The following is a 24,939-nucleotide window of genomic DNA, read 5'->3' on the forward strand; positions in this document are numbered from 1 at the left end:
TTCGTATATTTGGCAATATCAAAAGCAGAGAGAAATTCACCTTTCCGCTTCAAATGCCTAAACCCTAAATCATTGACATAATTCCAGACGAAGTTCACTTCTGATGCTAGTTGGTCTAACACCTTGCAATGTTTGTCTTTTATACGTAATTTAAGGGTTTTCATGTACTTATATTAACAATCAAAACTCAAGGAAAATAGTCCTTAGTTAAATCAAACGACACTTCAGGTCGTGTCGCTTATATCTCTGACCTGAAGGACAGAGTTTTACCCTCCATTTGATAAAAAAACACCTGAACAGTGTTCAGGTGTTGGGAAAGGGACTTAAGAGATCGTCGAATGATTAGCCATTCTTAATGCGAATGATGCGATCGGTACGATCATTGACTAACACGTAGTCACCATTGATTTTGTACCATTGTTGATAACGACCGGTGTTCGGTAAGCGGCGCGCTTCACGATCACTCACTTTGTAGCGGCTTGAATCGAAATAACGAGGAAAGCTTTGACCAACACGCCAATCGCGGCTTGGATTTACACGACGAAAGTCATTACGGTCGTAGCGATTATTGTCATAACGGTTGTTGTTATTCCAATTGCTCGGACGGTGATCTTTGTCCCAACGGTTGTCTTGATGTTGGTATGACGGATGGTAACGGCGGTCATCTTGACGATGGTCTGGCGCAGCAATGGCGGCTGTTGTTGCCATCAAAGCCGATACGGAAAGAACTAAACTCGATACGATTTTGTTCATGGGACACCTCTATACATTTCTAATCTGTTTTTCGATGATTCAAAATTAGCGAGAAAGTTCAGAGAAAGCGTGGGGGCAATATAGTTGAATTGTGAAATGTATGGAGGAAATTTGAAGGTGTGTAAATGATCTGAACGCTAGGCAGCATCAGTTTTTGCGGTTAAACATTAAAAAAACCTCATAAAAAAAGCCCAGAGTTGATCTGGGCTTTAAAAATATGGCGAAATTAAATTCAAAACGGCTTACATACCTAAAATTTTCAGAATACTGTTACTATCTGAGTTGACCAATATGTAGTCATTATTGATTTTATACCATTGCTGATTACGCGATGGTTTAGGTAAGTTATGGTCTTTATAATCGACTTTATAACCATTACCACGATAATGCTGTGGCATCACATAGCCCGTTTGCCATTTATGTTGTTGCAAACGTTTGACTCCACGTTGTTCACGCATACGGCGTCGATCTTCAAGATCGTCATCGTCCTGATAACCACGGAAATCACGATCTTTTTTCATTTGACCATATGCATTGCCGCGTGGGCCATCAAAGCCACGTTCATCGTTCTTGAAGTGAGGCGCTGCAGACGTGATGCTGCTTGCTATTAAAGCACTGAAAGAAATAGCCAAAATTGGCAAAATCTTTTTCATGTTCAACCCTCATGAGTAATTTATCTTCAATATCACTACTGTACGCATTAAATGCAGAGAAACTGTGAAGAAAGATGAATATTTCTTTAAATAAAACGAAGAGATTGCGGATATTATGCGATAAATTTGGCGCCGAGAACAATCTTTCCATCTTGAAAGCGATGGTCCGATAATGCGTGCTTTTTATCCTTGCAATGCAGTCTTGATCAAATTTGAGGTCTATTGTAAGCACGATCAAAAACGCCCATCAAGTCTTGATGGGCAAATAGGGTAGAGATACTGGAATGAAAACGGTGGGTAAATTCGGGTTTTAGTACCACTGCTCATTGAGGCATTGGAGTGAATAAATCGCTTGAGCCACAGATTCAGCTTGCTCGGCATCGTCCATTGCAGAGATCAAATTTTCAGTCAGTTGTAAGGTTTCAATTGAACGAATGGTTTCAATTTTACATGTTTGATCAGCCATTTGGGTCTCCTTGCCGTCGGTCTATGTCATGGCCAACAGTCTATGCTTTTATACTTAATTTGAAAAACCGAATATTATTATAAAAATAATTTAAAAATACGATCAATGGCAAGTTGGGTAATGAAGCTGTCTATTGATCAAAGCTTGTTGAATTTCAAATGCTAATCTAAGAGTTTAAAAAAAGGGCATCAAATGGCCCTTTTTAGTTCTAAATGTGTCACTTGGAACGTAATTAGTATGCGTATTTCAGGTCAGTATAATCCGTTAATGATTTTTGAATATGAGCTTGAATAAATTCATTAATATCTTCAGGTGTCATTGCTGCACCTTGTTTGGTAATCACATGCTCAAACGGTGCTTGATCTTGCGCAATGATGCGATAAACAAAGTTAGTGATCACTTGAAAGCCTGCTTCTTGCTTTTGAATGCAAGTGATATAGAAATAGGCATGCTCAAAGTTTAAGTCAGTATGCGAAAAAATAAATTGTTCAAATAATTTTGCATTTTGACCAACCTCTAAGCCTTTTAAATCGTCCACGATACTCGGGTCGAATTTCATGCCATATTTTGCTGAAATCGGTTGACCATCGACCAGTAGGTTAACCATGCCATCCTCAGTTGGAGTCACTGTAATATTGCTAAAGTCAGACATGTATCAATCCAATGTTTTTAAAGAATGCCTCAAGTATCGGCAAATTTACTAAAAACTCAAGTCGACTTTCGCGTGGTCACTGCAAAATCATTCGGTTAATGATGTCTTGTAAGCATTCAATACATAAAAAAAGGAAGCTTGCGCTTCCTTTTTTTAATCGGCTTTGCGGCCTATTCATCTTGAGCATCAATGCTGGCACCGGTTAAATGCAAGCTGTCATCACCCATCAAATATAAATACGCAGGCATGATGCTTTCAGGCGTAGGCAAAGTTTTTGGATCTTCGTCTGGATAAGCTTTTGCACGCATGGCAGTACGTGTCGCACCGGGGTTAATACAGTTAAAACGAATATTGGGATGCTCATTTTCTTTGGCGAACAATGTACTCACGGCTTCAATGGCAATTTTTGAGACCGAGTACGCGCCCCAACGTTCACGGGCTTCACGTCCCACACCCGAACTGGCAAAGACCACAGAGGCATGCTCAGATTTTTGTAGTAGTGGCATCAGCTCTTGAGTCAGTACAAAGGGCGCACGAAGGTTCACCGCCATAACATCATCCCAAACATCCACAGGATAATGTTCTAGTTCAGTCCGCTCACCCAAAATCCCGGCATTATGCAAAATGCCGTCTAGGCGACCAAATTGCTTTTCTAAGGTATCGACCAACAGCTCATAATCACGAGGAGAGGCACTAGACAGTTGTAGCGGTAAAATCGCCGGTTGGGGGGCACCCAAGCCTTCAATTTCATCGTAAATCACTTCTAGTTTATTCAGTGTGCGTCCATGTAAGACCACGGTTGCGCCATGTAAGGCATAACTGAGGGCAGCCGCACGGCCAATACCATCGCCCGCACCTGTAATCAGGATAATGCGATCTTTGAGCAGATCGGGGCGAGGTTGATATTCTGAATATTTCATCCGTACCTCCTCGTTTTATTGTGTTGTGTTCTATCGTTATAAAGTCGCTGTGTTGAGCGTTTTCGGTTTGATGACCAAATCATGAATGACTTCATGCAGTTCAGCAACAGTCTTCACTATACAATCTGCATGCCAAGCTGTTAAGTCATCTTTGTGTTGTAAAGGTAAATAGCCATAAGCCGCTAGAATCGTATACATCTGTGCATTACGACCAGCATCGATATCACGTGGATGATCACCGATATAGATACAGTCTTGAGCATCAAGATGGATGTGCTTGGCGGCTAAATACATCGGCTCTGGGTCTGGCTTGGTTTTACTGACATCGTCTGGGCAAACCAATACCGAGCAGCGTTCAGTTAAATTCAACGCTTTGAGCAACGCTTCACTGAGTGAACGTGGTTTATTGGTGACAATGCCCCACGGAATTTGATGTTGTTCTAACTCTGCGAGTAGTGGATACATGCCTTCAAACAGATCGGTATCAACTGCAATATCAGCACCATACAGATCTAAAAAGCGTTGACGATGTGCCAGAAAGACAGGATCTTCAACGTCTAACTCTGGATAGACCAGTTTGACCATCGCACGCGCGCCTTCAGATACTTGTACACGAATATCTTCTGCACTGACCACCGCAATGCCTTTGTCACGGCACATGTCTTGAATAATACGAATAAAATCAGCCGCGGTATCAATCAGTGTACCGTCAAGATCAAAGAGTACAGCTTTCATTAGGCTTCTTTCACCGTATGAACCATGTAGTTCACATCCACATTCGGTGCGAGCCAATAGCGTTTGGTGATCGGGTTATAATGTAAACCTGTCATATCTTTGAGTTTTAACTCGGCTTGACGAATATCATGAGCTAATTCTGAAGGTTTAATAAACTTCGAATAATCATGAGTGCCTTTCGCCAACATGCGTAAAACATATTCCGCACCAATAATTGCAAACAAATAGGCTTTAGGATTACGGTTAATGGTCGAGAAGAACACATGACCACCCGGTTTTACCAGCTTTTGACAGGCTAAAATAATTGATGCTGGATCAGGTACATGTTCTAGCATTTCCATACAGGTAACGACGTCATATTGACCTGCTTGTTCTTCTGCCAATTGCTCTACAGGCACTTGGCGATATTCAATATTTTGCACATTTTCTTGTTCGGCATGTAGGCGTGCAACATTTAATGGCGCTTCGCCCATGTCGATACCCAATACTTGCGCGCCACGACGTGCCATGCTTTCAGCTAAAATACCGCCGCCACAGCCCACATCTAATACTTTCTTGCCAGTGATGCCATTTGAATGCTCATCAATCCAGTTCAAACGCAGAGGATTAATCATGTGCAAAGGGCGGAACTCAGAATGCTGATCCCACCATATGGCTGCGAAAGCTTCAAATTTGGCAATTTCTTGTGGATCAACATTCAATTGCGACATCGGTTGCACCTCAATCAAGTCTTTATATTTTAGAAAAAAGTTAATGGGAGTTAGTGTAGCGCGTCCTGAAAAAAAAGCGATAAAAGCCTTAAAAAAGTTCACAGAATGAAAACGAAATCGACAGATTTGATTTATAGTGTTGCCATAAACTAATCATAATGATTTTGAGGACGATAAGTTCAATGAAAAAATTCCTTTTAGGCACGATTACAACAGCTATTTTGGCTTTTTCTGGCAGTGCGATGGCAGCACAATTTGTCGCGGGGACTGATTACACGGTTATTCCAAAACCGATTAAAGTCGAACGTCCGGGTAAAATCGAAGTTCGTGAGTTCTTTTGGTATGGTTGCCCACATTGCTTTACATTAGAACCACATATGCAAACGTGGTTAAAGCAATTGCCTAAAGACGTTCGTTTTGTGCGTACACCTGCAGCAATGAATCCACTTTGGGAACAAGGCGCACGTGCTTACTATGCATCGGAAGCACTGGGCGTTCGTCAAAAAGCACATTTACAATTGTTCCATGACATTCATGTGGGTCAAAAAAATATCTTAGAACAAGGCGCATTTGCTAAGTTCTACACCCGTTATGGTGTTCCTGAAGCGAAATTTAACAGCACATTTAAATCATTTGCTGTGTCTTCAAAAATTGCTCAAGCGAAAAGCTTAGCGGCTCAATATCAATTGAGCGGCGTGCCTGCGATTACCGTCAATGGTAAATACATCGTACAAGGTGAAGATGCACGTACCGTTGAAATCGTGAAATTCCTTGTTGATAAAGAACGCAAAGCGAAATAACAGATGTCATAAAAAAGCCGCACTCGATGCGGCTTTTTTTATGACGGTACATTTTGCGTTTTATGGCGATAAATTTTGTGGATCAGAGATTTGAGCCAAAGATCGATCCCAATGTAAGATGCCACGAAATAAGAGCTGAACTTGAGTCTGAGCTTGGCGGCGAAATTGTTGTAGCGCATCCGTACGTTGTGGAAGGTCAATATGTCGATGTAAGTCAATCCACTGCATGGCCCAACTTAAGGCCAATTCAAACAAAATTTGTCCCAATACTTTGAGGTCTTGTTCGGATTGAATATGTTGAGTCGCTTCAACTTGAGCCAGTGCATGGGCCAAATCGGTACTGAGAAAATTAAACTCACGAGTAATGGCTTGTCTTAAGAATGCTGAACCACCCCAACGTTCAGCAATAAGAAACATCCATGCCTCAGGAAATTGCTCAACGGCATGAAATAAATAATCCAGACTTTGTCGTGTGCGTGCATCTGGTGCTTGAAAGCATTGCTGACTCAGTTGATTGAGGACATTTCGAAGGTGCAGGGCCATTTGGTCGACCAGTTCCAAACCGAGTTCGTCCATGTCCTGAAAATGGCGATAAAACGCAGCAGGAACCAAGCCGACATGACGGGAAATTTCGCGTAAGCTCAGACTACTGAAAGAACGGCCCGTAGTACTTAATGCAAGCGCTGCATCAAGGATGGCTTTACGACTTTGTTGCTTACGTTCTTCCCGTATCGACATGCAATTCGTCCTGAATTTTGCGTGGCTTCAGTCTAACAAATTTCCTGATGTCGTACGATGGGCCTATCAAAACTTGGATGAATGGATTTTGTAAATGCACACGAATGCGTCCCGAATCTGGCTGTACCTTCTGTTATAATGTGCCGCAATCAATTTTGTCAGATTAAGGACTCATTATGCGTATCGACCAACGAGCATTAGATCAATTACGTGAAGTAAAAATTACCCGTAACTACACACGTTATGCGGAAGGTTCTGTATTGGTTGAATTTGGTCATACAAAAGTTCTTTGTACTGCAAGTGTCGACAACTCAGTGCCGCGTTTCCTTAAAGGAAAAGGTCAGGGTTGGGTGACTGCTGAATATGGCATGTTACCTCGTTCAACACATACACGTACTGACCGTGAAGCGGCACGTGGTAAACAAAGCGGTCGTACTCAAGAAATTCAACGTCTGATTGGTCGTAGCTTACGTGCGATGGTCGATTTGAAAAAATTGGGTGAAAATACCATCAGCATCGACTGTGATGTGATTCAGGCAGATGGCGGTACACGTACAGCATCAATTACAGGTGCAGCAGTTGCTTTGGTTGATGCAATGAATGTCTTGCTTGAAAATAAAAAAATTAAACAAGATCCATTAAAAGGTCTCGTTGCTGCGATTTCTGTAGGGATGTATCAAGACGAGGCATTACTTGATCTTTGCTATGAAGAAGATTCAAGCTGCCAAACAGACATGAACGTAGTGATGACACAAGCTGGTGAGTTCATTGAACTTCAAGGTACAGCAGAAGACAAACCATTTACACGTACACAGTGTAATGAAATGCTTGAACTTGCTGAAAAAGGCATTCAAGAATTGATCAAAAAACAACAAGAAGCTTTAGGCTGGTAAGTTGTTTGATTCAGTTCAAACTGAATAAAGAACGCATCTTCGGATGCGTTTTTTTATGCGTTGAATATAGAAAATCCAACACGAATCGGCTATTCAGTAGCGTGCCTTTGGCTCAAATTAATAGGATCAGGATGCTTTGAAGGGCTGAAAAATTGGATGATATGTTTTTCTTTATTCAGCGTATTGTTGATCAGTGGTTGTGATTTTTTTGGGAATCAGGATCAAGAGCGTGAAGGTGGTCGTTTTTCTGAACAAAGTGAAAACTCAAAAGATCAGGACGATGATCAAGATGAGCGCGAGCAGCATGAAGACGATGCGGAGCATGAAAAGGACTCTGAACATGAAGATCAACGAGGTGCAAAACAACAGCAAGATGATGATTAAGTCATGCTAGAGGTTAAGCAGAAAAAAGGGTGCGACAGCACCCTTTATTTATGTTTAGAGTAAGCCTAGAGCTTAGGCATTAAAGCGCATCGATAAATCAATCGCTGTGACATCTTTGGTAAGCACACCCATCGAAATATAATCGACCCCTGTCGTTGCCACTTCACGTAAATTTGCAATAGTGATATTGCCTGAGGCTTCAAGTTTGCAACGACCATTCACATGTTTGACGGCATCAATCATTTGTTGCTGACTAAAGTTATCCAACATCACAATATCCGCACCTGCTTCCAACGCTTGGTTGAGTTCGTCCCAAGTTTCGACTTCCACTTCAACGGGTTTACCCGGTGCAATGGTATGCGCTTTAGCAATAGCTTGGCTAATGCCACCTGCTGCCATGATGTGATTTTCTTTAATTAAAAACGCATCAAATAAACCTAAGCGATGGTTTTGACCACCTCCGACAGAAACCGCATATTTTTGTGCAATACGTAGGCCTGGTAAGGTTTTACGGGTATCGAGTAGACGAGTATTCAAACCTTCAAGCTGCTGGACATAGGCAGCGGTTTTGGTCGCAACCGCAGATAAGGTTTGTACAAAATTTAAGGCTGGACGCTCAACCGTGAGTAAACTACGCGCAGAACCTGCGAGTTTTAAAAAGGCTTCGCCTGCGGCGACACGGTCACCATCATTTTTCAACCAAGTGACTTGGACAGCGGTATCATAAGCCTGAATGAGTGCATTGACCCAAGGCTGACCCGCCAAGATCATCTCTTCACGGCTGATAATCGTTGCAGTGGCTTGTTCATCTTCTGGAGTTAGTAGGGCAGTAATATCGCCTTCGCCAATATCTTCTTGTAGTGCGTGTTGAATATTGATTTGGATTGATTGTTCAAGCAAAGATTGCGATATGCTCATAAGAAGTTCCGTATCTTTTTTAACCCAGGAAAATGTGCGCGCTATATTAGCATTGTTCATGAAAAATGAGCGATTTTTAACAGCAATCACAAACATGAATTGAGAAATATCAGTGAAAGTTTTAGCATGAATGCCTTTAGGCTCTGATCTAAAATTCACGAGCAATTCAGACTCAGGATCACTTTATGTCACAGGTAACTACATTTCGGGTTCAGGATGGGCAACTTATCGGTGCACGGCAAGTTCCATCACCGAACTTTAATCAGCGTCCCGCAGATACCGAAATTCAGCTTGTCGTCATTCATAATATTAGTTTGCCACCTTCTCAGTTCGGCGGTGGTTATATCGAACAATTTTTCCAAAATCAGTTGGATTGGTCGAAACATCCCTATTTTCAAACCATTGAAGGGATGCAAGTATCGACACATTTATTGATCCTGCGTACAGGCGAAGTCCTACAGTTCGTCAATTTTAATGATCGAGCTTGGCATGCAGGTCGCTCAACCTATTTAGCACAAAAAGAATGTAATGATTATTCGATAGGCATTGAACTCGAAGGAAGTGATGATTTACCTTTTGAAGCTGCACAATATGCCGTGCTGACCGAGGTCGTGGCGTGTTTACAACAGGCTTATCCTAAAATTCAACAACATATTGTAGGGCATTCAGATATTGCACCGGGACGTAAAACTGATCCAGGTCCATTTTTTGAGTGGAACGCTTTTCGTCAGCAGCTGCATCATTTTAAAAACAAATAAACAATACACACTGCGTTTAATAAACCAATGAAATTCCTTGACGAGTTTCATTACAATAGGCGCACTTTCAAAAGTGAGAAATACCGATGGCGCTTTGGCGTTCGACAGTCATTGTCAGTGCAATGACTATGTTGTCCCGTGTATTGGGACTGGTACGGGATATTGTCCTGTTAAATGTATTTGGTGCAGGTAAAGACTTCGATACCTTCGTGGTTGCCTTTCGTATTCCTAACTTTTTTAGGCGCTTATTCGCAGAAGGGGCATTTTCACAAGCCTTTATTCCTGTATTGACTGAATATAAAACCAGTCGAACCCATGCCGAAGTCCAGATTCTGATTAGCCGTGTTTTTGGCTGTTTAGGTCTGGTGATGACTAGTTTGACGTTCATCGCAATGGTGGCGGCACCCGCGATTATTTATATCTATGCACCGGGTTTCCATGGTGATGCAGACAAATTTGCGTTAGCTACCGATATGTTCCGCCTAACGATTCCTTACTTACTGTTTATGTCCTTAACGGCATTTGCCAGCAGTATTTTGAATAGTTATGGCTCATTCAGTACACCTGCGTTCGCTCCAGTGTTACTTAATGTCGCGATGATTGCCGGTGCGCTATGGTTAACCCCTTATATGGCCGAGCCAATTATGGCTTTAGGTTGGTCTGTTGTCGCTGCAGGCTTCTTACAATTGGCGATTCAGATTCCAGAGCTATGGCGTAAAAAATTACTGATTCCACCGAAAGTTGACTTCAAACATGAAGGTGTTGATCGCATCATGAAGTTGATGCTGCCAGCGCTGTTTGGTGTCTCAGTGACGCAGATCAACCTACTGTTGAACACCATTTGGGCGTCTTTCATGCAAGATGGTTCAGTATCATGGCTGTATAGTGCTGAACGTATGACCGAGCTGCCTTTAGGTTTGATTGGGGTGGCCATTGGTACCGTGATTTTACCGTCATTGTCTGCACGCCATGCTGAACAGGATCAGGACAAATTCCGCCGTATGATTGATTGGGCGGCTAAAGTCATTATCTTGGTGGGTGTGCCTGCAAGTATTGCGCTGTTCATGCTTTCGACACCTATTATTCAGGCCTTATTTGAACGTGGTCAATTTAGCTTTGAAGATACACAAATGACTGCATTAGCATTGCAATGTATGAGTGCTGGTGTGATTTCATTCATGCTCATCAAAGTGTTTGCACCAGGGTTTTATGCGCAGCAAGATACAAAAACTCCAGTACGTGTAGGTTTAATGGCGGTCGCAGCCAATGCTATTCTGAACGTGGTGTTTATTGGGTTCTTTAAACTGATTGATTGGCATGCTGAGCATATGGCCTTGGCCTTGGCATCCTCTGGTTCCGCATTAGTGAATGCAGGGATGCTGTATTTTTATTTACATAAGCGCAATATTTTTCGCTTTGGTGCACATTGGAAAAAGTTGGTGATTCAGTTTGCGATTGCCAATGCTGTGATGATTGCTGCACTGTGGTATGGCTTAACATGGTACAACGGTGATGTGTCTGCGTGGATGCGTGTCGCGGAAGTGATCATCTTATGTGTGATTGGTGTTGCTGCTTATGGGATTGCTTTAATTGCAACCGGCTTTAGACCTCGTCACTTAAAACCTTAAAGCTAAAACCTACAGCGTAATGCGTTTGAGGTTGATGTAAAAAATAAGAGCCCATAGGCTCTTATTTTTTTGATTGAGACTCAAGATGATAAAAACATAGGTTTCTGATTCATGAGTCTGAGGGGAGTAATTTGTAGTTTAAAACGACATTGAATCAGTCACTCAGTCGCCTAAACTTTTCCTCGAGAGAGGAAACCAACAATTGCGAGAATGACTGCAATAACCAAAAGAATAACAGCAAAGTCTTTGGATAAGCCTGCAACACCACCAAAACCTAGCAGACTCGCAATCAATGCAATTACAGCGAAAATAATAGCCCAGCGGAACATAGTTTTATCTCCATGTGATTTTTTATTCTGTCTCATCAGTATAGGAGTCACAGAAAGCATGCTATGTATTCTTTTGTTTATTTAATGTTCAATATTCGGTAACTTAAACAAGGAATTTATGTGCGGGTTCAGTTAATATGCCTGCCACCTTCGTTGCGAGCGAGAAGATGACCGATACTCTACGCCCACATTTTTGGAAAAAGCATGCTTTGACTGAACTCACTCATTTGGAGTGGGAGTCCCTCTGTGATGGCTGCGGGCTGTGTTGTTTAATCAAGCTTGAAGATGAAGATACGCAAGAGGTGGCATACACCAAAGTGGCATGCAAACTTTTAGATTGTGAAACTGCCAGTTGTTCCGATTATCCAAATCGCAAATCACACGTTGCAGACTGCATACAGCTGACACCTGAACAAATTCACCAATTTCATTGGCTACCGCCGAGCTGTGCTTATCGTAGAATTTCTGAAGGTAAAGATTTACCGCGTTGGCATCATCTCGTGACGGGAAGTCGTGACAGTATTTTGAAGGCACGAAAGTCTGCCGCAGGGCGTTGCATCAGTGAAGAAGACGTCAACCCTGATGATATTGAAGATTATATTGTGCGTTGGGTACGCTAAAGGACATAGATACGCTCTATCTTGGGGCTAGAGTTGATCTTGTATCATGGCCAGAAAGTCTTGTTCTGACAGAACCTGAAAACCATGCTGTTTGAGGAGTGCTGTGGTTACTCCATAGCCTTCAATTTTTGTACGCGTAAAGGTGCCATCATAAATATAATGACTGCCGCACGACGGGCTACGATCTTTTAAGACCACCACATCAACCTTATGCAATTGGGCCAATTCCAACATGCGGTGGGCACCCGCGATAAATTCAGCACTGACATCTGTGCCCAAGACATCTTTGACTTGGGCTGTACCATTGAGCACATCAGTGGCTTGACCATTTTGAATTTCTGCAGGAAAACGTGGACAGCTCAGGCCGCCCATCATTTCTGGGCAGGCCGTAATGACTTGGTGAGTCTGCATCAGTTGGCAAATTGCTTGTTGTGTATTTGATTTGGCATCATAACGAACGGGTTGGCCTGCCAGACAGGCACTGACTAAATACTTCAGTGTCATCGTGTCTTGCTCCACAAGTTTTAGTGACTCAAAAGTTCCATCGCATGGTCATAACTGAGCGGACGATAAAAGTAAAAACCTTGTCCAGTATGACAATTACATTCTTTTAAGGTATCGACCTGTTCCGGTTTCTCTATACCTTCGACTAATATATTCAGGGAAACACTCGCACCAATTTGTGTAATCGCTTTGACAATGGCAAGTGCTGAACAGTCGGTATGCATGCGTTCCACAAAATTACGGTCGATTTTAATACAGTCGACAGGGTAGTTACTTAGACGTGTTAATGATGAATGACCTGTACCAAAATCATCTAAAGAAATGTGGATGCCATGGTCTTTCAATAAATTGAGGGCGCGAATCACATAATTTGAGCCACGTTCTGACAGGCTTTGCTCGGTAATTTCGACTTCAATAATGTCAGGTGAAATACCAAACTGCTTTAAGCGATTCAGTAGTTTTTCCGCATAATCATCACGTAAAAATTCGACAGGGGCTGCATTTATTGAAATTGGTAGCGGTTGAAGTCCGAGTTCAATCCATTTTTGAATATCTTGAAAGATTTTAATTTGCATCGTTTCACTAATGCGTGAAGCCAATTCATAATCTTGAAATGCAGCAAAAATTTGAGAAGGTAATTGTAATTGTTGGTCTTTATCGTACCAACGCAGCAAAGCTTCAAAGCCGACCACTTGACTGTCAGAAAGGCGAACTTTGGGTTGATAAAACGGAATAATTTGATTGGACTTAATCAGGCTGCGGGCTAGCGTTAATTGGCGAGTGGTGTTTTCAAGAATTTTAAACATGGTGTGGTTGAACATTCGCACCCCACCACGACCACTGCTTTTTAAATCATTTAGCGCAATATCAGCACATTTAAGTAAATTGGAGGTATTTTGTGCATCGCGTGGGTAGATCGCACAGCCAATACTCATACCTATATTGATGCTTTGTCCATTATAGAAAATCGGCATATCCATTTGCTGACAGGCGATGCTGGCAATATCTGTTAATTGTTGTTGCGATTTTAAGTTCGGAATAGAAATGGCAAATTCATCGCCACCTAAGCGTGAAACCACGATATTTGCATCAAAACAGTGCTGAAAACGCTGTCCAAGGGTATGCAGTAAATGGTCTCCAGCACTATGCCCTAAGGTGTCATTAATATGCTTAAAATAATCTAGATCGATTAATAACAAACCCAGTTGTTGCTGATGTTCTCGTGCCACTCTTAAGTGACTTTTAAAGACTCGACTAAACGCACGGCGGTTTAATAAACCTGTTAAATCATCCTGTTCAATGATCCGTTGGAGTTTATTTTCCGCCAGTCGCTGTACCGTAATATCACGGGAGACACAGAGAATTTCTTTGACTTGACCATATTCATTGAATACTGGGCTGAGCATGTTATCCCAATAAGCCATGGGTTCATCGGCCACTTGGCTCATGCCGACAAAGCGAGAAGTTTTTCCTTGTTTGGCTTCTGCAAAAGCATTCAGACACGCGTCGCGGACTTCTTCAGGCAATAATTTGTGCCATGACATACCAAACTCAGTTTCAGTCGGCGACACACCGAGAGCTAAGCAACCAGCGCGGTTCATATGCAGAATATGACCGTCTAGGCTTAATAATTTAATACAGTCGACACTAGCATCTAACATTTGATTACGACTATTCAGTTTTTCTCGTAATTCAGCGCATTGATTATGTTGTAATTGTATATTCTTGGCTTGGGGCATTTTTTGAAATAAATTTATAGGTAGATCAATGCCTTGTTGAACTTGAACGATTCGCTTTTGCTTTGTTGATTGCTTCATACAATCTGTCCAATTGGGTCAGGCAAGTCTAAAATGGGATATCTTGCCGATGATACTTTAATTTGATCAATAAGGGCTAGGATGTCTTGTTACATTATAGTTAACATTCGCCTAAGGATTTTTACATGCAAGATACTTAAATAACGACATCAAACCAGCCTCTTAAATTGAATATCGAATAAAGCAAAGATTCTGCCAAGGCAGTGTTAGAATAGAAAAAACGTCCCCAATTGCCGGAAACGAAATAATAAGATGTCAGACAGCCAAATTCCTCTTCCTGAACGCATGCGTCCTCATGATTTATCGCAAATTATTGGACAAGATCACCTATTAGGTGAAGATGCACCGTTACGTCAGATGATTGACCAAGGGCATTTACCATCGATTATTTTTTGGGGACCACCGGGTGTAGGTAAAACCACGATTGCGTTGTTGTTGGCGCAGGCTGTTGACCGACCATTTATTAGTTTATCTGCGCTTAATACTGGGGTGAAAGAATTACGTGAAATCATCGCCGATGGTGGAGATTTACTGACACCTGTGGTGTTTATTGATGAAATTCATCGTTTTAATAAGTCACAACAAGATGCCTTACTGAATGCTGTCGAAAAGGGCAAAATTACCCTGATCGGTGCAACCACAGAAAATCCCTCATTTGAAGTCAACAATGCCTTATTGTCGCGTTGTCAGGTCTATACCTTAAATGCTCTGGATAATGACGCAATTCAGCGCTTATTGGATCAAGCCATTCACCAAGATTCGTTTTTAAAAGAGCGTTATATTCAAATCGAAGAATATGAAGCTTTATTTCAATTTGCCGCAGGTGATGCTCGTAAAGCATTAAATCTTTTAGATTTAATCGCCAGTACGTTTGAGCCAGACTTAGAAAATATCATTAACAATGCGGTGGTAGTCAAAGTTGCGCAGCAAAATATTGCACGCTATGACAAATCGGGCGAACAGCATTACGATTTAGTTTCGGCTTTTATTAAGTCGATTCGAGGTAGTGATCCAGATGCCGCTTTGTATTGGATGGCTCGAATGCTCAAAGGTGGTGAAGATCCTGTCTTTATTGCTCGTCGTATGTTGATTGCGGCATCAGAAGATATTGGCAACTCAAATCCAAATGCTTTGCTGTTGGCAGGAGAATGCTTCCGATCTGTGCAGGCAATTGGTATGCCTGAGTGTCGAATCATTTTGGGGCAATGTGCGGTGTACTTGGCAACCAGTGCAAAAAGTAACAGCACTTATTTGGCCATAAACAAAGCTTTAGATTTGGCAGAAAAAACCTCGAATCTACCCGTGCCATTGCATTTGAGAAATGCACCAACCAAATTGATGAAAGAGCAAGGCTATGGCGTGGACTATTTATATCCACATAATTATCCTGAACATTTTGTCATGCAAGACTATATGCCGCCTGAACTGAAAGGCACTAAGCTGTATGAGTCTGCACGCAATAAACGTGAAGTCGAAGGTGAGCGTTTGCAGCAACGCCGTTGGATGCAACAACAACAGCAACAATGATTTGAATGATCATGATGGAAAGGCGCTGCGGCGCCTTTTTTTATGTCTATTTCACGCAAAAAAAAGCCCAACTCAAGGCGAGCTGGGCTGAAAAAATAGGATGTCTTTGGGGAAATATATCCTAGAGGGTAGATGGAAAATCTGGTCGGCATACACATTGGAAACTTATAGATCCTCGTGCTGCCTAGTATGTAGCTATCTTAGTGTGAACGTGGGTAAATGTGAAACAGAGGATTTTTATGGTTAACATTTGTTTTTTCGATCATGGATTAATCGAGTAATATTTAATTAAAAAAACCGAGCTAAAGAGCTCGGTTTTTTAAATCGATGAACGACTTAGATATCAGAAAGGTCGATACCTAAACGTGCAGCAACTTCTTCATACGCTTCAACTACACCGCCTAAACCTTGACGGAAACGGTCTTTGTCGAGTTTTTTCTTAGTGTCTTTGTCCCATAGACGGCAGCCGTCTGGAGAGAATTCGTCACCTAGTACGATACGGTCGTGGAACACGCCAAATTCAAGTTTAAAGTCAACAAGCAGCATGTTGCCTGCATCGAATAGACCTTTAAGTACTTCGTTTACTTTATAAGTCAATTCTTTCATTTGAGCGAGTTGTTCTGCAGTCGCCCAACCTAATGCAATCGCTTGTGATTCATTCACCATTGGGTCGCCTAACGCATCGTCTTTGAAGAACAATTCGAAAGTTGGCGGAGTAAGTTCTTTACCTTCTTCAACGCCTAAACGACGGCAAAGTGAACCTGCTGCATAGTTACGAATTACGCACTCTACAGGAACCATGGTTAATTTTTTCACTAAAACTTCAGTTGGAGAAAGAAGTTTTTCGAAATGAGTTTCGATACCAGCCGCAGCCAATTTTTCCATGATAAAGGCGTTAAAACGGTTGTTCACCTTACCTTTGCGATCCAGTTGTTCAATTTTTTCACCGTTGAATGCAGAAGCATCGTCACGGAAAACTAGGATGAGGTGGTCAGAACTATCTGTTTCATAAACAGATTTCGCTTTACCAGTATAGAGCAAGGTTTGTTTTAACATGAGGGAACCTTTTTCGAGAAAAAATGCCTAGTACGACTAGGCTGGCCAATTTTGGTAAATCTGAGCTAACAGATCTGCAGCTTTTTCTTTGTCTGCAAAACTGTTATCGGCATTGAACACAGCGATGTTATTGCTTGAACCTACAGAAGAAAGTCTTAAGACATAGGTCTGCTGATCGACCTTGACGGTTACTTCGTAACGGTTTTTGCTCTGACCAACAATGGTATGGTTAAGGCTGCTGAGGGTAGCAAGTGTGTATTGCCAAATTGTAGCAGAATTTCCTTCAACTTTGATCAGTGGATTTTGATTTCCATCCACCAATAGTTGAGGGCGGCTAATATTTGTACTGTCTGTTGAGGAATCTGCGACGACATTATTTTTTTCCGCGGCTGGACGCGGAAGGGCATAGCGATTGCCACGCTTATTTTCAAGCTTTGGTGCATGCTCAATTGCTAGCGGGTCAACTGATGGAGCAGGATACAAAGGCGTTGCAGGACGAACCATTGACCCTTCAGGGTATTTCAGCGGTTCAACATCTGTGGTTTGTTTATAGTCCAGTGTGCCATTATTAAAGGCAAGTGAACTACAACCGGCTAATGTAAATACTGAAAGTGCCAGGCTAAGTCCTAAACGTAATTGCATGATGTTTGCTCTTCTTTATTTGATAACGCCCGCAGTGATGAGTGCTTCACGAAGCGGAGTACGATATTGTTCTGCAAGGGGTGTTAATGGTAAGCGAATGCCTGTTTCAATCAGGTTCATCTCATGAAGTGCCCATTTCACAGGAATTGGGTTCGATTCGCAAAATAAAATTTGATGTAAATTTGCAACAGTATTGTTTTGTTGCTCGGCTTGGACTGCGTCACCCGCCAAAGCGCTTGCACACACTTCGCTCATTTCTTTTGGCACCACGTTCGCAGTAACCGAAATGTTGCCTTTAGCACCTAAACCCATTAACTGATAAGCCGTTGCATCATCACCTGAGTACACCACCATATCTTTGCCTTTAAGGCCTTCAATGAGTTCTTGACCACGAGGAACATCGCCAGTGGCGTCTTTAATGCCCACGATTTGTGGAATATCAGCAAGACGGATCACGGTGTCGTTGTGCATGTCTACACCGGTTCGGCCAGGTACATTGTACAAAATTTGAGGTAAATCAACAGCTTCAGCAATCGCTTTGTAGTGTTGATACAGGCCTTCTTGGGTAGGTTTGTTATAGTATGGTGTAACTAATAATGCCGCATCTGCACCTAATTCTTTGGCTTCTTTGGTGAGTTCAATTGCTTCGTGGGTTGAGTTTGCACCTGTGCCGGCAATAATTGGAATGCGTTTGTTCGCCACACGGATGATTTCTTTGATCACCTGAGTGTGTTCGGCCATGCTCAAGGTAGAAGCTTCACCTGTAGTCCCTACAGCAACAATACTATTGGTGCCTTGCTTTATATGCCACTCAACCAGCTTCTCGAGGCTCTTCCAATCTACGCTGCCATCTTCAAACATTGGGGTGACGATTGCGACAATTGAACCTTGAATGGTCTGAGCTTGCTGAGTCATTTTGAAAAGCTATCCTATTTGTCCATCCGACAAGATGAAATATTGATTTCTGGATGGTTTCGAATTTTGATTTGTAGCATGTTCATTGGGCTATACCCAAGTTGAATAATGCTTACGCAAATTATGACTGATCAAACGCATAAGAACAATATGCTTTGGTCAAAGCCATAAAATTCTTTATACAAATCAAACTTAAAACAATCAAGTGTAAAATAGCGGTTTTTTTGCAGCCTGAGAATTGTTCAGCAAGGGCTGAATCTTGAAAATGTGTTATTCAATCGAGAGGGTTGGCATGGTTGATGGGATTGATTAAATCATCAGCAAAAGGTTGATCTATGTGTATTCCGTGCTTTTTAATCAGAATTTAAGATTAAATAACAATGACTAAAGATTTAAAAACTATATCAATTCGCTCGGGTTTTATTACAAATGATTGTTAAAAACTTGGGTAATAATCTTTTTTATATCTAATAGAAATAGACATGTTTTTATGAGTGTTTAAAAAGATCGCTTGATTTGACTGTTCATTGCACGATTCATATTTTTTTATTTTAAATTTTTAATTGTTTTTACGACTTTGTGACTTAAAGCACAAAAACTATTACACCATGCACGTAATCCAATTTTGGACGAAAGGCTTCAACTTATTGGTAGTTATATCCTTTATAAGGCTCAGCGATGATGCGACTTAATTTGAACGCTGATGACAACAAGGATTCTCCAATGGAAAAGTCAGATAATAAGCATGCTATTGTCACGGTAGCAATCTGCTTCCTTATTGCCGTAATCGAAGGTCTGGATATTCAGGCTGCAGGTATTGCAGCAGCAGGGATTCGTGAATATTTCGGGCTGGATAGCTCGCAGCTAGGGGTGTTTTTTAGTGCCGGTATTTTAGGATTATTACCTGGTGCTTTGTTGGGTGGTCGGATTGCAGACCGAATGGGCCGTAAAAAAGTATTAATTTGGTCTACGGGGATGTTCGCCATCTTTACCTTATGTACGGTATGGGTAAATAGCTTCCATAGCTTACTCGCTGTACGTTTTCTTGCAGGTGCAGGTTTAGGTGCAGCAATGCCAATTTTAATTACCTTGGCATCTGAAGCGGTAACGCCACAAAATCGTGGTCGTGCAGTCGGTTTGATGTACTGTGGTATGCCTGTGGGTGCGGCAATCTTATCATTGGTCGCAATGACGGACTTCGGTGCAAACTGGAAAAATATTTTCTATTTAGGCGGTTTATTACCGATTGTTGTGATTCCATTGATGATTTGGTTCTTGCCTGAATCGCGTGAATTCTTGAAAGCCAAAGATCAAGCGGTTCAAGCGACTGCCAATGGCGAAGTGCAACAAGGTGCTTTCAAAAACCTATTCAACACAGAAAACCGTTTACGTACCTTCTCAATTTGGGTGAGCTACTTCTTCACCTTGATGGTGGTGTACATCATGTTGAGCTGGTTACCATCGTTGTTCACCGAACTCGGTTTCACACGTAAAGATGGTGCAACTGCGCAGTTCTACTTCATGGTGAGTGCAACCATTGGTACGATCATTTTAGGTATGTTGACTGACCGTTGGAAGAAAGCTTATGTGATCATTTTGATGTACGGCGGTATTTTGGCAGGTCTATTTGCGCTGAATGGTGCAGGTTCATTGACTCAAATGTACATGGCGTCAGCTTTAGTCGGTGCATTCGTGATTGGTTGCCAAGGGGTACTGTATGCCTTCGGTGGTATCGTGTATCCAACACAGTTACGTGGTACGGGTGTTGGAGTAGCTTCAGCCGTTGGTCGTGTCGGTGCAATGTTAGGCCCTGCAATTGCGGGTCAGTTATTGGCAGCAGGTTTTGGTGCGGCAGGGGTGATTACCGCTGCGATTCCATGTATCGCAATCTCTGCAGTATTTATGTTGTTGTTGGTACGTCGTATTCCAGCTTAAGGAACATGTCATATCAAAAAAAGCCCGCATATTGCGGGCTTTTTTATGGCGACAATTGAAGTCGCGCAAATGCTTTAAATCAAGATAAATAAAGGTATTTTATGTAAAAATACAGCATAAAGAGAAAATAAAAATCAACGTAGAGGGGCTATGTCAGCAAGAAAACTGGTCGCAATTTTTAAAGTTGATCAACGTGAATTCAGTTTGTATCTATATCAATACGAATTTATCTTGGAACTCAAACCTGTATTTCAAAGAAATCGCCATCAGCCGAGACAAAATGCGTGGTTGGCCTTTGCCGATGAACCTACCCTAGAAGATGTTGCTGAAAATATTAATGCGTTTGAGGTCATGCAACAGACACGCCGCCATTTATTAAAATATATCTTTCAACATCAACCGCGCTATTTTTATTTTCATGCTTCGACTCGGCGAAAAGCCCGTATTTACCCACGCTTTGCACAGCGTTTGGTTGAGCATTTGCCCAAGTATCGGTATTGTCAGGAAGGACAGTCATTTTATTTTTATGCACAGGACTGAATACTAAGGCTTTTAAAATATGAGCGAATCAGTAGAGTCGCCGACAATGCATGACAACGGATGGAGAGATATGCAAAAAAATACAGCGCTGATTGTAGTCGATGTACAAAATGGTTTTACCCCAGGCGGTCAGTTGGCTGTTGCCAATGCCGATCAAATTATTCCAGGGATTAATCAATTGGGACAATACTTTACGAATATTGTGCTGACTCAAGATTGGCATCCAGCCGACCATATCTCTTTTGCTGAAAATCATCCTGAGCATGTACCTTATGACAGCATAGAGCTGAATTATGGAACGCAAGTATTGTGGCCGACGCATTGTGTACAAGGCACACAGGATGCCGAATTGCATCCTGATTTAAATTTACCAACGGCGCAGCTAATTATCCGTAAAGGTTTTCATCAGCATATCGACAGCTACTCTGCTTTTATGGAAGCAGATCAGAAAACTTCAACAGGTTTGGCGGGCTATTTGCGCGAACGTGGTATTGATACAGTCTTTGTGGTGGGCATTGCCACGGATTTCTGTGTTGCATGGACGGCAATGGATGCACGTAAGCTTGGTTTTGAAACTTTTGTGATTGCTGATTTGACCAAAGGGATCGATTTACAGGGTTCTTTACAGCATGCATGGCAAGACATGTTGGCGAATGGGGTGAAGCGTATTTACCTGAAAGATATTGTGCAGCAGCATGCACAGGCATTATCTTTGGCATGACCCAGTGGGCTCAGTTGAGAAAAGGCACAAGGGTGTGCCTTTTTTTGTCCCTGTATTTAAATGGAAGATGCCTATGTCGGCTTTCTTAAAATTCACTCAATTTGTGCAGAAAACATTTGCGATTTGGGTGGTGCTGTTTGCAGCGCTCGCCATGTTTTTTCCCGATGTATTTGTTTGGTTAAAAGCATATATTCCATGGATGCTAGGCATCATTATGTTGGGTATGGGCATGACCATGACACTGCAAGATTTTAAAAGTGTATTGCAAAGTCCTAAAGCTGTGATGATCGGGGTTTTGGCACAGTTTATTGTGATGCCGGGATTGGCTTTTTTCTTGTGTAAATTATTACAACTGCCGACAGAAATCGCGATAGGGGTCATTCTTGTTGGTTGCTGCCCGGGTGGAACGGCCTCTAATGTCATCACCTATATGGCAAAAGGCAATACCGCATTATCTGTTGCTTGTACCTCTGTTTCGACATTACTCGCACCGGTTTTAACCCCTGCGATTTTCTATTTGCTGGCAAGCCAATGGATTGAAATTAATGCGGCATCGATGTTGGTTTCAATTTTACAAGTGGTTTTATTTCCGATCATTGTGGGGTTAATGATTCGAACTGTCTTTAAGCACCGAGTGGATGCCTATATACAGGTCATGCCATTGGTTTCTGTTGTGGCAATTGTGGCGATTGTGGCGGCAATCATTGCGGGTAGCCGAACACAGATTTTGCAATCAGGTTTACTGATTCTTGGGGTAGTTGCCTTACATAATGGCTTGGGCTATCTATTGGGTTTTTGGGCCAGCCGAATATTTAAATTGCCCTATGCAGACTGTAAAGCAGTGTCGATTGAAGTTGGGATGCAAAACTCAGGTTTGGGTGTGGCATTGGCGGCGACCCATTTTGCCGCTTCACCTCTGACCGCTGTGCCGAGTGCGATTTTTAGTTTGTGGCACAATATTTCGGGTCCCGCACTGGCAACCTATTGGGCAGCACGGACGAGTGAGCCCAAAGCATTGGAACAAGACAAGCCTGTGCAATAAACAAAAAAACAATTCAGTAAAATAGAGGGCAATGTCCCTCTTTTTTGATGTCGAAAATAAATTTTACGATTTGATGAACAGGGCTTTAGGGAATTGCATGCTTTTTTAATTGATTAATGCTATTTGTAACATAAGTGTCATATCCGCTGCCTAACATGCCGGCAAACACTTTAGATATAGACTGTTTCAAACAGCATTGAGAGGGTATGCAACATTTTCAGCATTCATCAGAGACCTATTATAATCGTGAATTGTCACTTTTAGATTTCAATCGGCGGGTCTTGGCTCAGGCACTCGATTCAAGTTTACCTTTACTTGAACGCCTGAATTTTCTCATCATTTTTTCACGCAATTTAGATGAATTCTTTGAAATTCGCATTGCGGGGCTGATGAAACAACGAGATTTGAATGCGATTGCACGGACGCCAGATGCCATTCCGACTGAAGTGGTCTTAGATGAACTTTCCCAAGTGATTCATGACACGGTTGCAGAGCAATACCAGACCCTCAATCATGCTGTATTGCCTGCATTACAAAGTGAAGGCATTCGCTTTATTCAATTTAAAGATATTTTAGAAAAACATCGGGCGTGGATTAGCCATTATTTTAGTAAAGAAGTTCAACCAGTCTTAACACCAATTAGCTTAGATCCATCGCATCCGTTTCCACGCTTGGTCAATAAAAGCCTCAACTTTATTGTGAGTCTAGAAGGCAAAGATGCCTTTGGTCGTGCCATTGAAATGGCAATTGTGCCTGCGCCACGCTCATTGCCGCGTTTAATCAAAATGCCCGCCGAGGTTGAAGGCAGTGCAGAGACACAAATTTTCCTGACCGCCATTATTCAGCAACACATCAATGACCTATTTCCGGGGATGAAAGCGACGGGCTGTTATGCCTTTCGAGTGACACGCAATGCAGATTTAGTTCTGGCTGAAGATGTGGATGACTTGGCGGTGGCATTAAAAGATGAATTGTCTTCGCGGCGATTTGGTCGGGCAGTTCGCTTAGAAATTGAAGATGATTGTCCGCAAAGCATTATTGATTATTTGTTAGATGAATTTGATTTGAGTGAGCAGGAGCTCTATCGCATTGACGGCCCGATCAATTTATCGCGTCTCAGTGCCAGTTTTAATCGACCTGAACTGAAATATCCGGTCTATACACCGATTATTCCTAAAGTTTTTCGTAAACAAACCGCGATTTTTGATGTATTAAAAACACAAGATGTGTTGTTACATCATCCGTTTGACTCCTTTCAACCGGTTATTAACCTATTACGTGAAGCTGCAAAAGACCCTCAGGTTTTAGCCATTAAGCAGACGCTTTATCGCAGTGGGCCAGATTCGGACATCGTACAAGTTTTGGCGGAGGCGGCTCGCAACGGTAAGGAAGTAACCGCAGTTATAGAACTTCGGGCGCGGTTTGATGAAGAATCCAATATTACCGTGGCCAATATATTGCAAGAAGCTGGGGCTGTCGTGGTGTATGGCATTGTGGGCTATAAAACCCATGCCAAGATGATTCTGATTGTGCGCCGTGAAAATAATCAACTATTGCGCTACGCCCATTTGGGAACAGGTAATTACCACGCAGGCAATGCGCGGATGTATACCGATTATGGCCTGATGACGACGCATCCCGATATTTGCGAGGATGTGCATCGCATGTTTCAGGAACTGACAGGCATGGGCAAGATGGCGAAACTAAAAGCCTTACTGCATGCACCATTTACCCTGCATACCGAACTATTGAAACTGATTGAACAGGAAATTATTGCCGCGCAAGCGGGAAAATACGCACGAATTATTGTGAAGGTCAATGCACTCACGGAACCGCAACTGATTGCTGCTTTGTATCGTGCATCGCAAGCAGGGGTATCTGTAGATTTAATTATCCGTTCGATTTGTTGTTTGATTCCTCAGGTCAAAGGGATGTCTGAGAATATTCATGTGAGATCTATCGTCGGACGCTTCTTAGAGCATACTCGAGTGTATTATTTTGAGCATGCAGGCGAAAAACGATTGTACTGTGCCAGTGCCGATTGGATGGGACGTAACTTATTTTCACGGGTCGAAACCTGTTTTCCCATTTTAGAAAGCCGTTTGAAAAAACGCATTATGAAAGATTGTTTACTTAACTATTTGGAAGATAATCAAAATGCATGGGAAATGCAGTCGAATGGGCAATGGGAGAAAGTCGCGGTTGAAGCAGGTGCCGAGCCGCATAACGCGCAAAAATATTTGATTGCACAGAAAATTTCGACCGTTTAAGACAAAAAAATCC

27 protein-coding genes and 1 pseudogene are annotated in these 24,939 nt (G+C 42.1%); 12 read left to right on the forward strand and 16 right to left on the reverse strand.

Annotation, left to right across the window (positions count from 1 at the left end):
• The 8 genes and pseudogenes from FTU37_RS12405 to ubiG form a co-directional block, all read right to left on the reverse strand.
• Positions 1-164, reverse strand: a pseudogene (locus FTU37_RS12405) (RNA-guided endonuclease TnpB family protein); the annotation flags it as partial.
• Between the two features lie 178 nt (positions 165-342).
• Positions 343-753, reverse strand: coding sequence for an RcnB family protein (locus FTU37_RS12410; protein WP_168379728.1), 411 nt, complete (start codon positions 751-753; stop codon positions 343-345).
• 242 nt (positions 754-995) lie between these two features.
• The gene (locus FTU37_RS12415) at positions 996-1,406 is read right to left on the reverse strand and encodes an RcnB family protein (RefSeq protein ID WP_078193274.1); all 411 of its coding nucleotides are present in this window, start codon (positions 1,404-1,406) and stop codon (positions 996-998) included.
• A gap of 310 nt (positions 1,407-1,716) precedes the next feature.
• On the reverse strand, positions 1,717-1,872 hold the full coding sequence (locus tag FTU37_RS12420) for a hypothetical protein (RefSeq protein WP_180124425.1): 156 nt from the start codon (positions 1,870-1,872) through the stop codon (positions 1,717-1,719).
• A gap of 232 nt (positions 1,873-2,104) precedes the next feature.
• Positions 2,105-2,524 carry a hypothetical protein gene (locus tag FTU37_RS12425; RefSeq protein WP_180124426.1) on the reverse strand — a complete coding sequence of 140 codons (420 nt, stop codon included), beginning with the start codon at positions 2,522-2,524 and terminating at the stop codon, positions 2,105-2,107.
• Positions 2,525-2,694: 170 nt separating this feature from the next.
• Complete coding sequence (locus FTU37_RS12430; RefSeq protein ID WP_078190639.1) at positions 2,695-3,444, reverse strand: YciK family oxidoreductase; 750 nt, start codon at positions 3,442-3,444, stop codon at positions 2,695-2,697.
• A gap of 36 nt (positions 3,445-3,480) precedes the next feature.
• Entirely contained in the window at positions 3,481-4,179 is a 699-nt protein-coding gene (locus tag FTU37_RS12435; protein ID WP_180124427.1) for an HAD family hydrolase, read from the reverse strand.
• A complete protein-coding gene (gene ubiG / locus FTU37_RS12440) occupies positions 4,179-4,889 on the reverse strand; it encodes a bifunctional 2-polyprenyl-6-hydroxyphenol methylase/3-demethylubiquinol 3-O-methyltransferase UbiG (RefSeq protein ID WP_078190637.1) in 711 nt (236 codons plus the stop codon). Before ubiG ends, FTU37_RS12435 begins: the two co-directional genes overlap by 1 nt.
• Positions 4,890-5,071: 182 nt before the next feature.
• Between ubiG and FTU37_RS12445 the strand changes: the two genes are divergently transcribed.
• Positions 5,072-5,689: a thiol:disulfide interchange protein DsbA/DsbL gene (locus tag FTU37_RS12445; RefSeq protein ID WP_111885097.1), complete on the forward strand. Its 618-nt coding sequence runs from the start codon at positions 5,072-5,074 to the stop codon at positions 5,687-5,689.
• A gap of 60 nt (positions 5,690-5,749) precedes the next feature.
• On the opposite strand, the gene FTU37_RS12450 is transcribed toward FTU37_RS12445, so the two are convergent.
• Positions 5,750-6,427, reverse strand: a complete 678-nt coding sequence (locus FTU37_RS12450) for a TetR family transcriptional regulator (RefSeq protein WP_111885098.1) — start codon at positions 6,425-6,427, stop codon at positions 5,750-5,752.
• Between the two features lie 176 nt (positions 6,428-6,603).
• Here FTU37_RS12450 and rph point away from each other — a divergent pair, with 176 nt between their 5' ends.
• Entirely contained in the window at positions 6,604-7,320 is a 717-nt protein-coding gene (gene rph / locus FTU37_RS12455; RefSeq protein WP_078190634.1) for a ribonuclease PH, read from the forward strand.
• 156 nt (positions 7,321-7,476) lie between these two features.
• Entirely contained in the window at positions 7,477-7,704 is a 228-nt protein-coding gene (locus tag FTU37_RS12460) for a hypothetical protein (RefSeq protein ID WP_180124428.1), read from the forward strand.
• A gap of 72 nt (positions 7,705-7,776) precedes the next feature.
• On the opposite strand, the gene nadC is transcribed toward FTU37_RS12460, so the two are convergent.
• Positions 7,777-8,622: a carboxylating nicotinate-nucleotide diphosphorylase gene (nadC, locus tag FTU37_RS12465; RefSeq protein WP_180124429.1), complete on the reverse strand. Its 846-nt coding sequence runs from the start codon at positions 8,620-8,622 to the stop codon at positions 7,777-7,779.
• A 185-nt stretch (positions 8,623-8,807) separates the two neighbouring features.
• Between nadC and ampD the strand changes: the two genes are divergently transcribed.
• Together ampD and murJ are read left to right on the forward strand one after the other, a co-directional pair.
• Positions 8,808-9,380, forward strand: a complete 573-nt coding sequence (gene ampD, locus FTU37_RS12470) for a 1,6-anhydro-N-acetylmuramyl-L-alanine amidase AmpD (RefSeq protein ID WP_180124430.1) — start codon at positions 8,808-8,810, stop codon at positions 9,378-9,380.
• A gap of 86 nt (positions 9,381-9,466) precedes the next feature.
• Positions 9,467-11,008: a murein biosynthesis integral membrane protein MurJ gene (gene murJ, locus FTU37_RS12475; protein ID WP_180092649.1), complete on the forward strand. Its 1,542-nt coding sequence runs from the start codon at positions 9,467-9,469 to the stop codon at positions 11,006-11,008.
• A gap of 170 nt (positions 11,009-11,178) precedes the next feature.
• On the opposite strand, the gene FTU37_RS12480 is transcribed toward murJ, so the two are convergent.
• Positions 11,179-11,337, reverse strand: coding sequence for a DUF1328 domain-containing protein (locus FTU37_RS12480; RefSeq protein ID WP_005006601.1), 159 nt, complete (start codon positions 11,335-11,337; stop codon positions 11,179-11,181).
• Between the two features lie 167 nt (positions 11,338-11,504).
• On the opposite strand from FTU37_RS12480, the gene FTU37_RS12485 reads away from it, so the two are divergent.
• Complete coding sequence (locus tag FTU37_RS12485) at positions 11,505-11,957, forward strand: YcgN family cysteine cluster protein (protein ID WP_168379729.1); 453 nt, start codon at positions 11,505-11,507, stop codon at positions 11,955-11,957.
• A gap of 27 nt (positions 11,958-11,984) precedes the next feature.
• On the opposite strand, the gene FTU37_RS12490 is transcribed toward FTU37_RS12485, so the two are convergent.
• Both FTU37_RS12490 and FTU37_RS12495 read right to left on the reverse strand, forming a co-directional pair.
• Entirely contained in the window at positions 11,985-12,461 is a 477-nt protein-coding gene (locus FTU37_RS12490; protein WP_180004334.1) for a DUF523 domain-containing protein, read from the reverse strand.
• A gap of 20 nt (positions 12,462-12,481) precedes the next feature.
• Entirely contained in the window at positions 12,482-14,278 is a 1,797-nt protein-coding gene (locus FTU37_RS12495; RefSeq protein ID WP_180124431.1) for an EAL domain-containing protein, read from the reverse strand.
• 252 nt (positions 14,279-14,530) lie between these two features.
• Between FTU37_RS12495 and FTU37_RS12500 the strand changes: the two genes are divergently transcribed.
• Positions 14,531-15,805, forward strand: a complete 1,275-nt coding sequence (locus FTU37_RS12500) for a replication-associated recombination protein A (RefSeq protein WP_180036032.1) — start codon at positions 14,531-14,533, stop codon at positions 15,803-15,805.
• A gap of 336 nt (positions 15,806-16,141) precedes the next feature.
• On the opposite strand, the gene purC is transcribed toward FTU37_RS12500, so the two are convergent.
• Genes purC through dapA form a run of 3 tightly spaced genes read right to left on the reverse strand, consistent with a single transcriptional unit; the run spans position 16,142 to position 18,418 of the window.
• Positions 16,142-16,861: a phosphoribosylaminoimidazolesuccinocarboxamide synthase gene (gene purC, locus FTU37_RS12505; RefSeq protein ID WP_078190626.1), complete on the reverse strand. Its 720-nt coding sequence runs from the start codon at positions 16,859-16,861 to the stop codon at positions 16,142-16,144.
• 36 nt (positions 16,862-16,897) lie between these two features.
• Positions 16,898-17,503 (reverse strand): lipoprotein-34 precursor (NlpB), encoded by a 606-nt coding sequence (locus FTU37_RS12510; RefSeq protein ID WP_078193263.1) that lies wholly within the window; start codon positions 17,501-17,503, stop codon positions 16,898-16,900.
• Between the two features lie 15 nt (positions 17,504-17,518).
• Positions 17,519-18,418: a 4-hydroxy-tetrahydrodipicolinate synthase gene (dapA, locus tag FTU37_RS12515; RefSeq protein WP_180124432.1), complete on the reverse strand. Its 900-nt coding sequence runs from the start codon at positions 18,416-18,418 to the stop codon at positions 17,519-17,521.
• Between the two features lie 723 nt (positions 18,419-19,141).
• Between dapA and mhpT the strand changes: the two genes are divergently transcribed.
• From mhpT to ppk1, 5 genes are all read left to right on the forward strand, one after another.
• Positions 19,142-20,353: a 3-(3-hydroxy-phenyl)propionate transporter MhpT gene (mhpT, locus tag FTU37_RS12520; protein ID WP_180124433.1), complete on the forward strand. Its 1,212-nt coding sequence runs from the start codon at positions 19,142-19,144 to the stop codon at positions 20,351-20,353.
• A gap of 150 nt (positions 20,354-20,503) precedes the next feature.
• Positions 20,504-20,893, forward strand: a complete 390-nt coding sequence (locus tag FTU37_RS12525) for a hypothetical protein (protein WP_180121112.1) — start codon at positions 20,504-20,506, stop codon at positions 20,891-20,893.
• A gap of 70 nt (positions 20,894-20,963) precedes the next feature.
• Positions 20,964-21,614 (forward strand): bifunctional nicotinamidase/pyrazinamidase, encoded by a 651-nt coding sequence (gene pncA / locus FTU37_RS12530; protein ID WP_078193259.1) that lies wholly within the window; start codon positions 20,964-20,966, stop codon positions 21,612-21,614.
• A gap of 73 nt (positions 21,615-21,687) precedes the next feature.
• Positions 21,688-22,656, forward strand: coding sequence for a bile acid:sodium symporter family protein (locus FTU37_RS12535; protein WP_180041563.1), 969 nt, complete (start codon positions 21,688-21,690; stop codon positions 22,654-22,656).
• A gap of 206 nt (positions 22,657-22,862) precedes the next feature.
• Entirely contained in the window at positions 22,863-24,926 is a 2,064-nt protein-coding gene (gene ppk1, locus FTU37_RS12540) for a polyphosphate kinase 1 (RefSeq protein ID WP_180124434.1), read from the forward strand.
• Positions 24,927-24,939 lie beyond the last annotated feature (13 nt).

Origin of the sequence: Acinetobacter sp. YH12097, from assembly GCF_013419225.1 — a bacterium.
Lineage (GTDB): Bacteria > Pseudomonadota > Gammaproteobacteria > Pseudomonadales > Moraxellaceae > Acinetobacter > Acinetobacter amyesii.

Coding starts and splice junctions, on each gene's coding strand:
- FTU37_RS12430 (WP_078190639.1), bottom strand. CDS start 3,444: ATGAAATATTCAGAATATCAACCTCGCCCCGATCTGCTCAAAGATCGC.
- pncA (WP_078193259.1), top strand. CDS start 20,964: ATGCAAAAAAATACAGCGCTGATTGTAGTCGATGTACAAAATGGTTTT.
- FTU37_RS12480 (WP_005006601.1), bottom strand. CDS start 11,337: ATGTTCCGCTGGGCTATTATTTTCGCTGTAATTGCATTGATTGCGAGT.
- FTU37_RS12450 (WP_111885098.1), bottom strand. CDS start 6,427: ATGTCGATACGGGAAGAACGTAAGCAACAAAGTCGTAAAGCCATCCTT.
- FTU37_RS12460 (WP_180124428.1), top strand. CDS start 7,477: ATGATATGTTTTTCTTTATTCAGCGTATTGTTGATCAGTGGTTGTGAT.
- ubiG (WP_078190637.1), bottom strand. CDS start 4,889: ATGTCGCAATTGAATGTTGATCCACAAGAAATTGCCAAATTTGAAGCT.
- FTU37_RS12410 (WP_168379728.1), bottom strand. CDS start 753: ATGAACAAAATCGTATCGAGTTTAGTTCTTTCCGTATCGGCTTTGATG.
- FTU37_RS12490 (WP_180004334.1), bottom strand. CDS start 12,461: ATGACACTGAAGTATTTAGTCAGTGCCTGTCTGGCAGGCCAACCCGTT.
- dapA (WP_180124432.1), bottom strand. CDS start 18,418: ATGACTCAGCAAGCTCAGACCATTCAAGGTTCAATTGTCGCAATCGTC.
- rph (WP_078190634.1), top strand. CDS start 6,604: ATGCGTATCGACCAACGAGCATTAGATCAATTACGTGAAGTAAAAATT.
- FTU37_RS12535 (WP_180041563.1), top strand. CDS start 21,688: ATGTCGGCTTTCTTAAAATTCACTCAATTTGTGCAGAAAACATTTGCG.
- FTU37_RS12420 (WP_180124425.1), bottom strand. CDS start 1,872: ATGGCTGATCAAACATGTAAAATTGAAACCATTCGTTCAATTGAAACC.
- FTU37_RS12415 (WP_078193274.1), bottom strand. CDS start 1,406: ATGAAAAAGATTTTGCCAATTTTGGCTATTTCTTTCAGTGCTTTAATA.
- nadC (WP_180124429.1), bottom strand. CDS start 8,622: ATGAGCATATCGCAATCTTTGCTTGAACAATCAATCCAAATCAATATT.
- FTU37_RS12525 (WP_180121112.1), top strand. CDS start 20,504: ATGTCAGCAAGAAAACTGGTCGCAATTTTTAAAGTTGATCAACGTGAA.
- FTU37_RS12495 (WP_180124431.1), bottom strand. CDS start 14,278: ATGAAGCAATCAACAAAGCAAAAGCGAATCGTTCAAGTTCAACAAGGC.
- FTU37_RS12500 (WP_180036032.1), top strand. CDS start 14,531: ATGTCAGACAGCCAAATTCCTCTTCCTGAACGCATGCGTCCTCATGAT.
- FTU37_RS12445 (WP_111885097.1), top strand. CDS start 5,072: ATGAAAAAATTCCTTTTAGGCACGATTACAACAGCTATTTTGGCTTTT.
- FTU37_RS12435 (WP_180124427.1), bottom strand. CDS start 4,179: ATGAAAGCTGTACTCTTTGATCTTGACGGTACACTGATTGATACCGCG.
- purC (WP_078190626.1), bottom strand. CDS start 16,861: ATGTTAAAACAAACCTTGCTCTATACTGGTAAAGCGAAATCTGTTTAT.
- FTU37_RS12425 (WP_180124426.1), bottom strand. CDS start 2,524: ATGTCTGACTTTAGCAATATTACAGTGACTCCAACTGAGGATGGCATG.
- mhpT (WP_180124433.1), top strand. CDS start 19,142: ATGGAAAAGTCAGATAATAAGCATGCTATTGTCACGGTAGCAATCTGC.
- ampD (WP_180124430.1), top strand. CDS start 8,808: ATGTCACAGGTAACTACATTTCGGGTTCAGGATGGGCAACTTATCGGT.
- FTU37_RS12485 (WP_168379729.1), top strand. CDS start 11,505: ATGACCGATACTCTACGCCCACATTTTTGGAAAAAGCATGCTTTGACT.
- murJ (WP_180092649.1), top strand. CDS start 9,467: ATGGCGCTTTGGCGTTCGACAGTCATTGTCAGTGCAATGACTATGTTG.
- ppk1 (WP_180124434.1), top strand. CDS start 22,863: ATGCAACATTTTCAGCATTCATCAGAGACCTATTATAATCGTGAATTG.
- FTU37_RS12510 (WP_078193263.1), bottom strand. CDS start 17,503: ATGCAATTACGTTTAGGACTTAGCCTGGCACTTTCAGTATTTACATTA.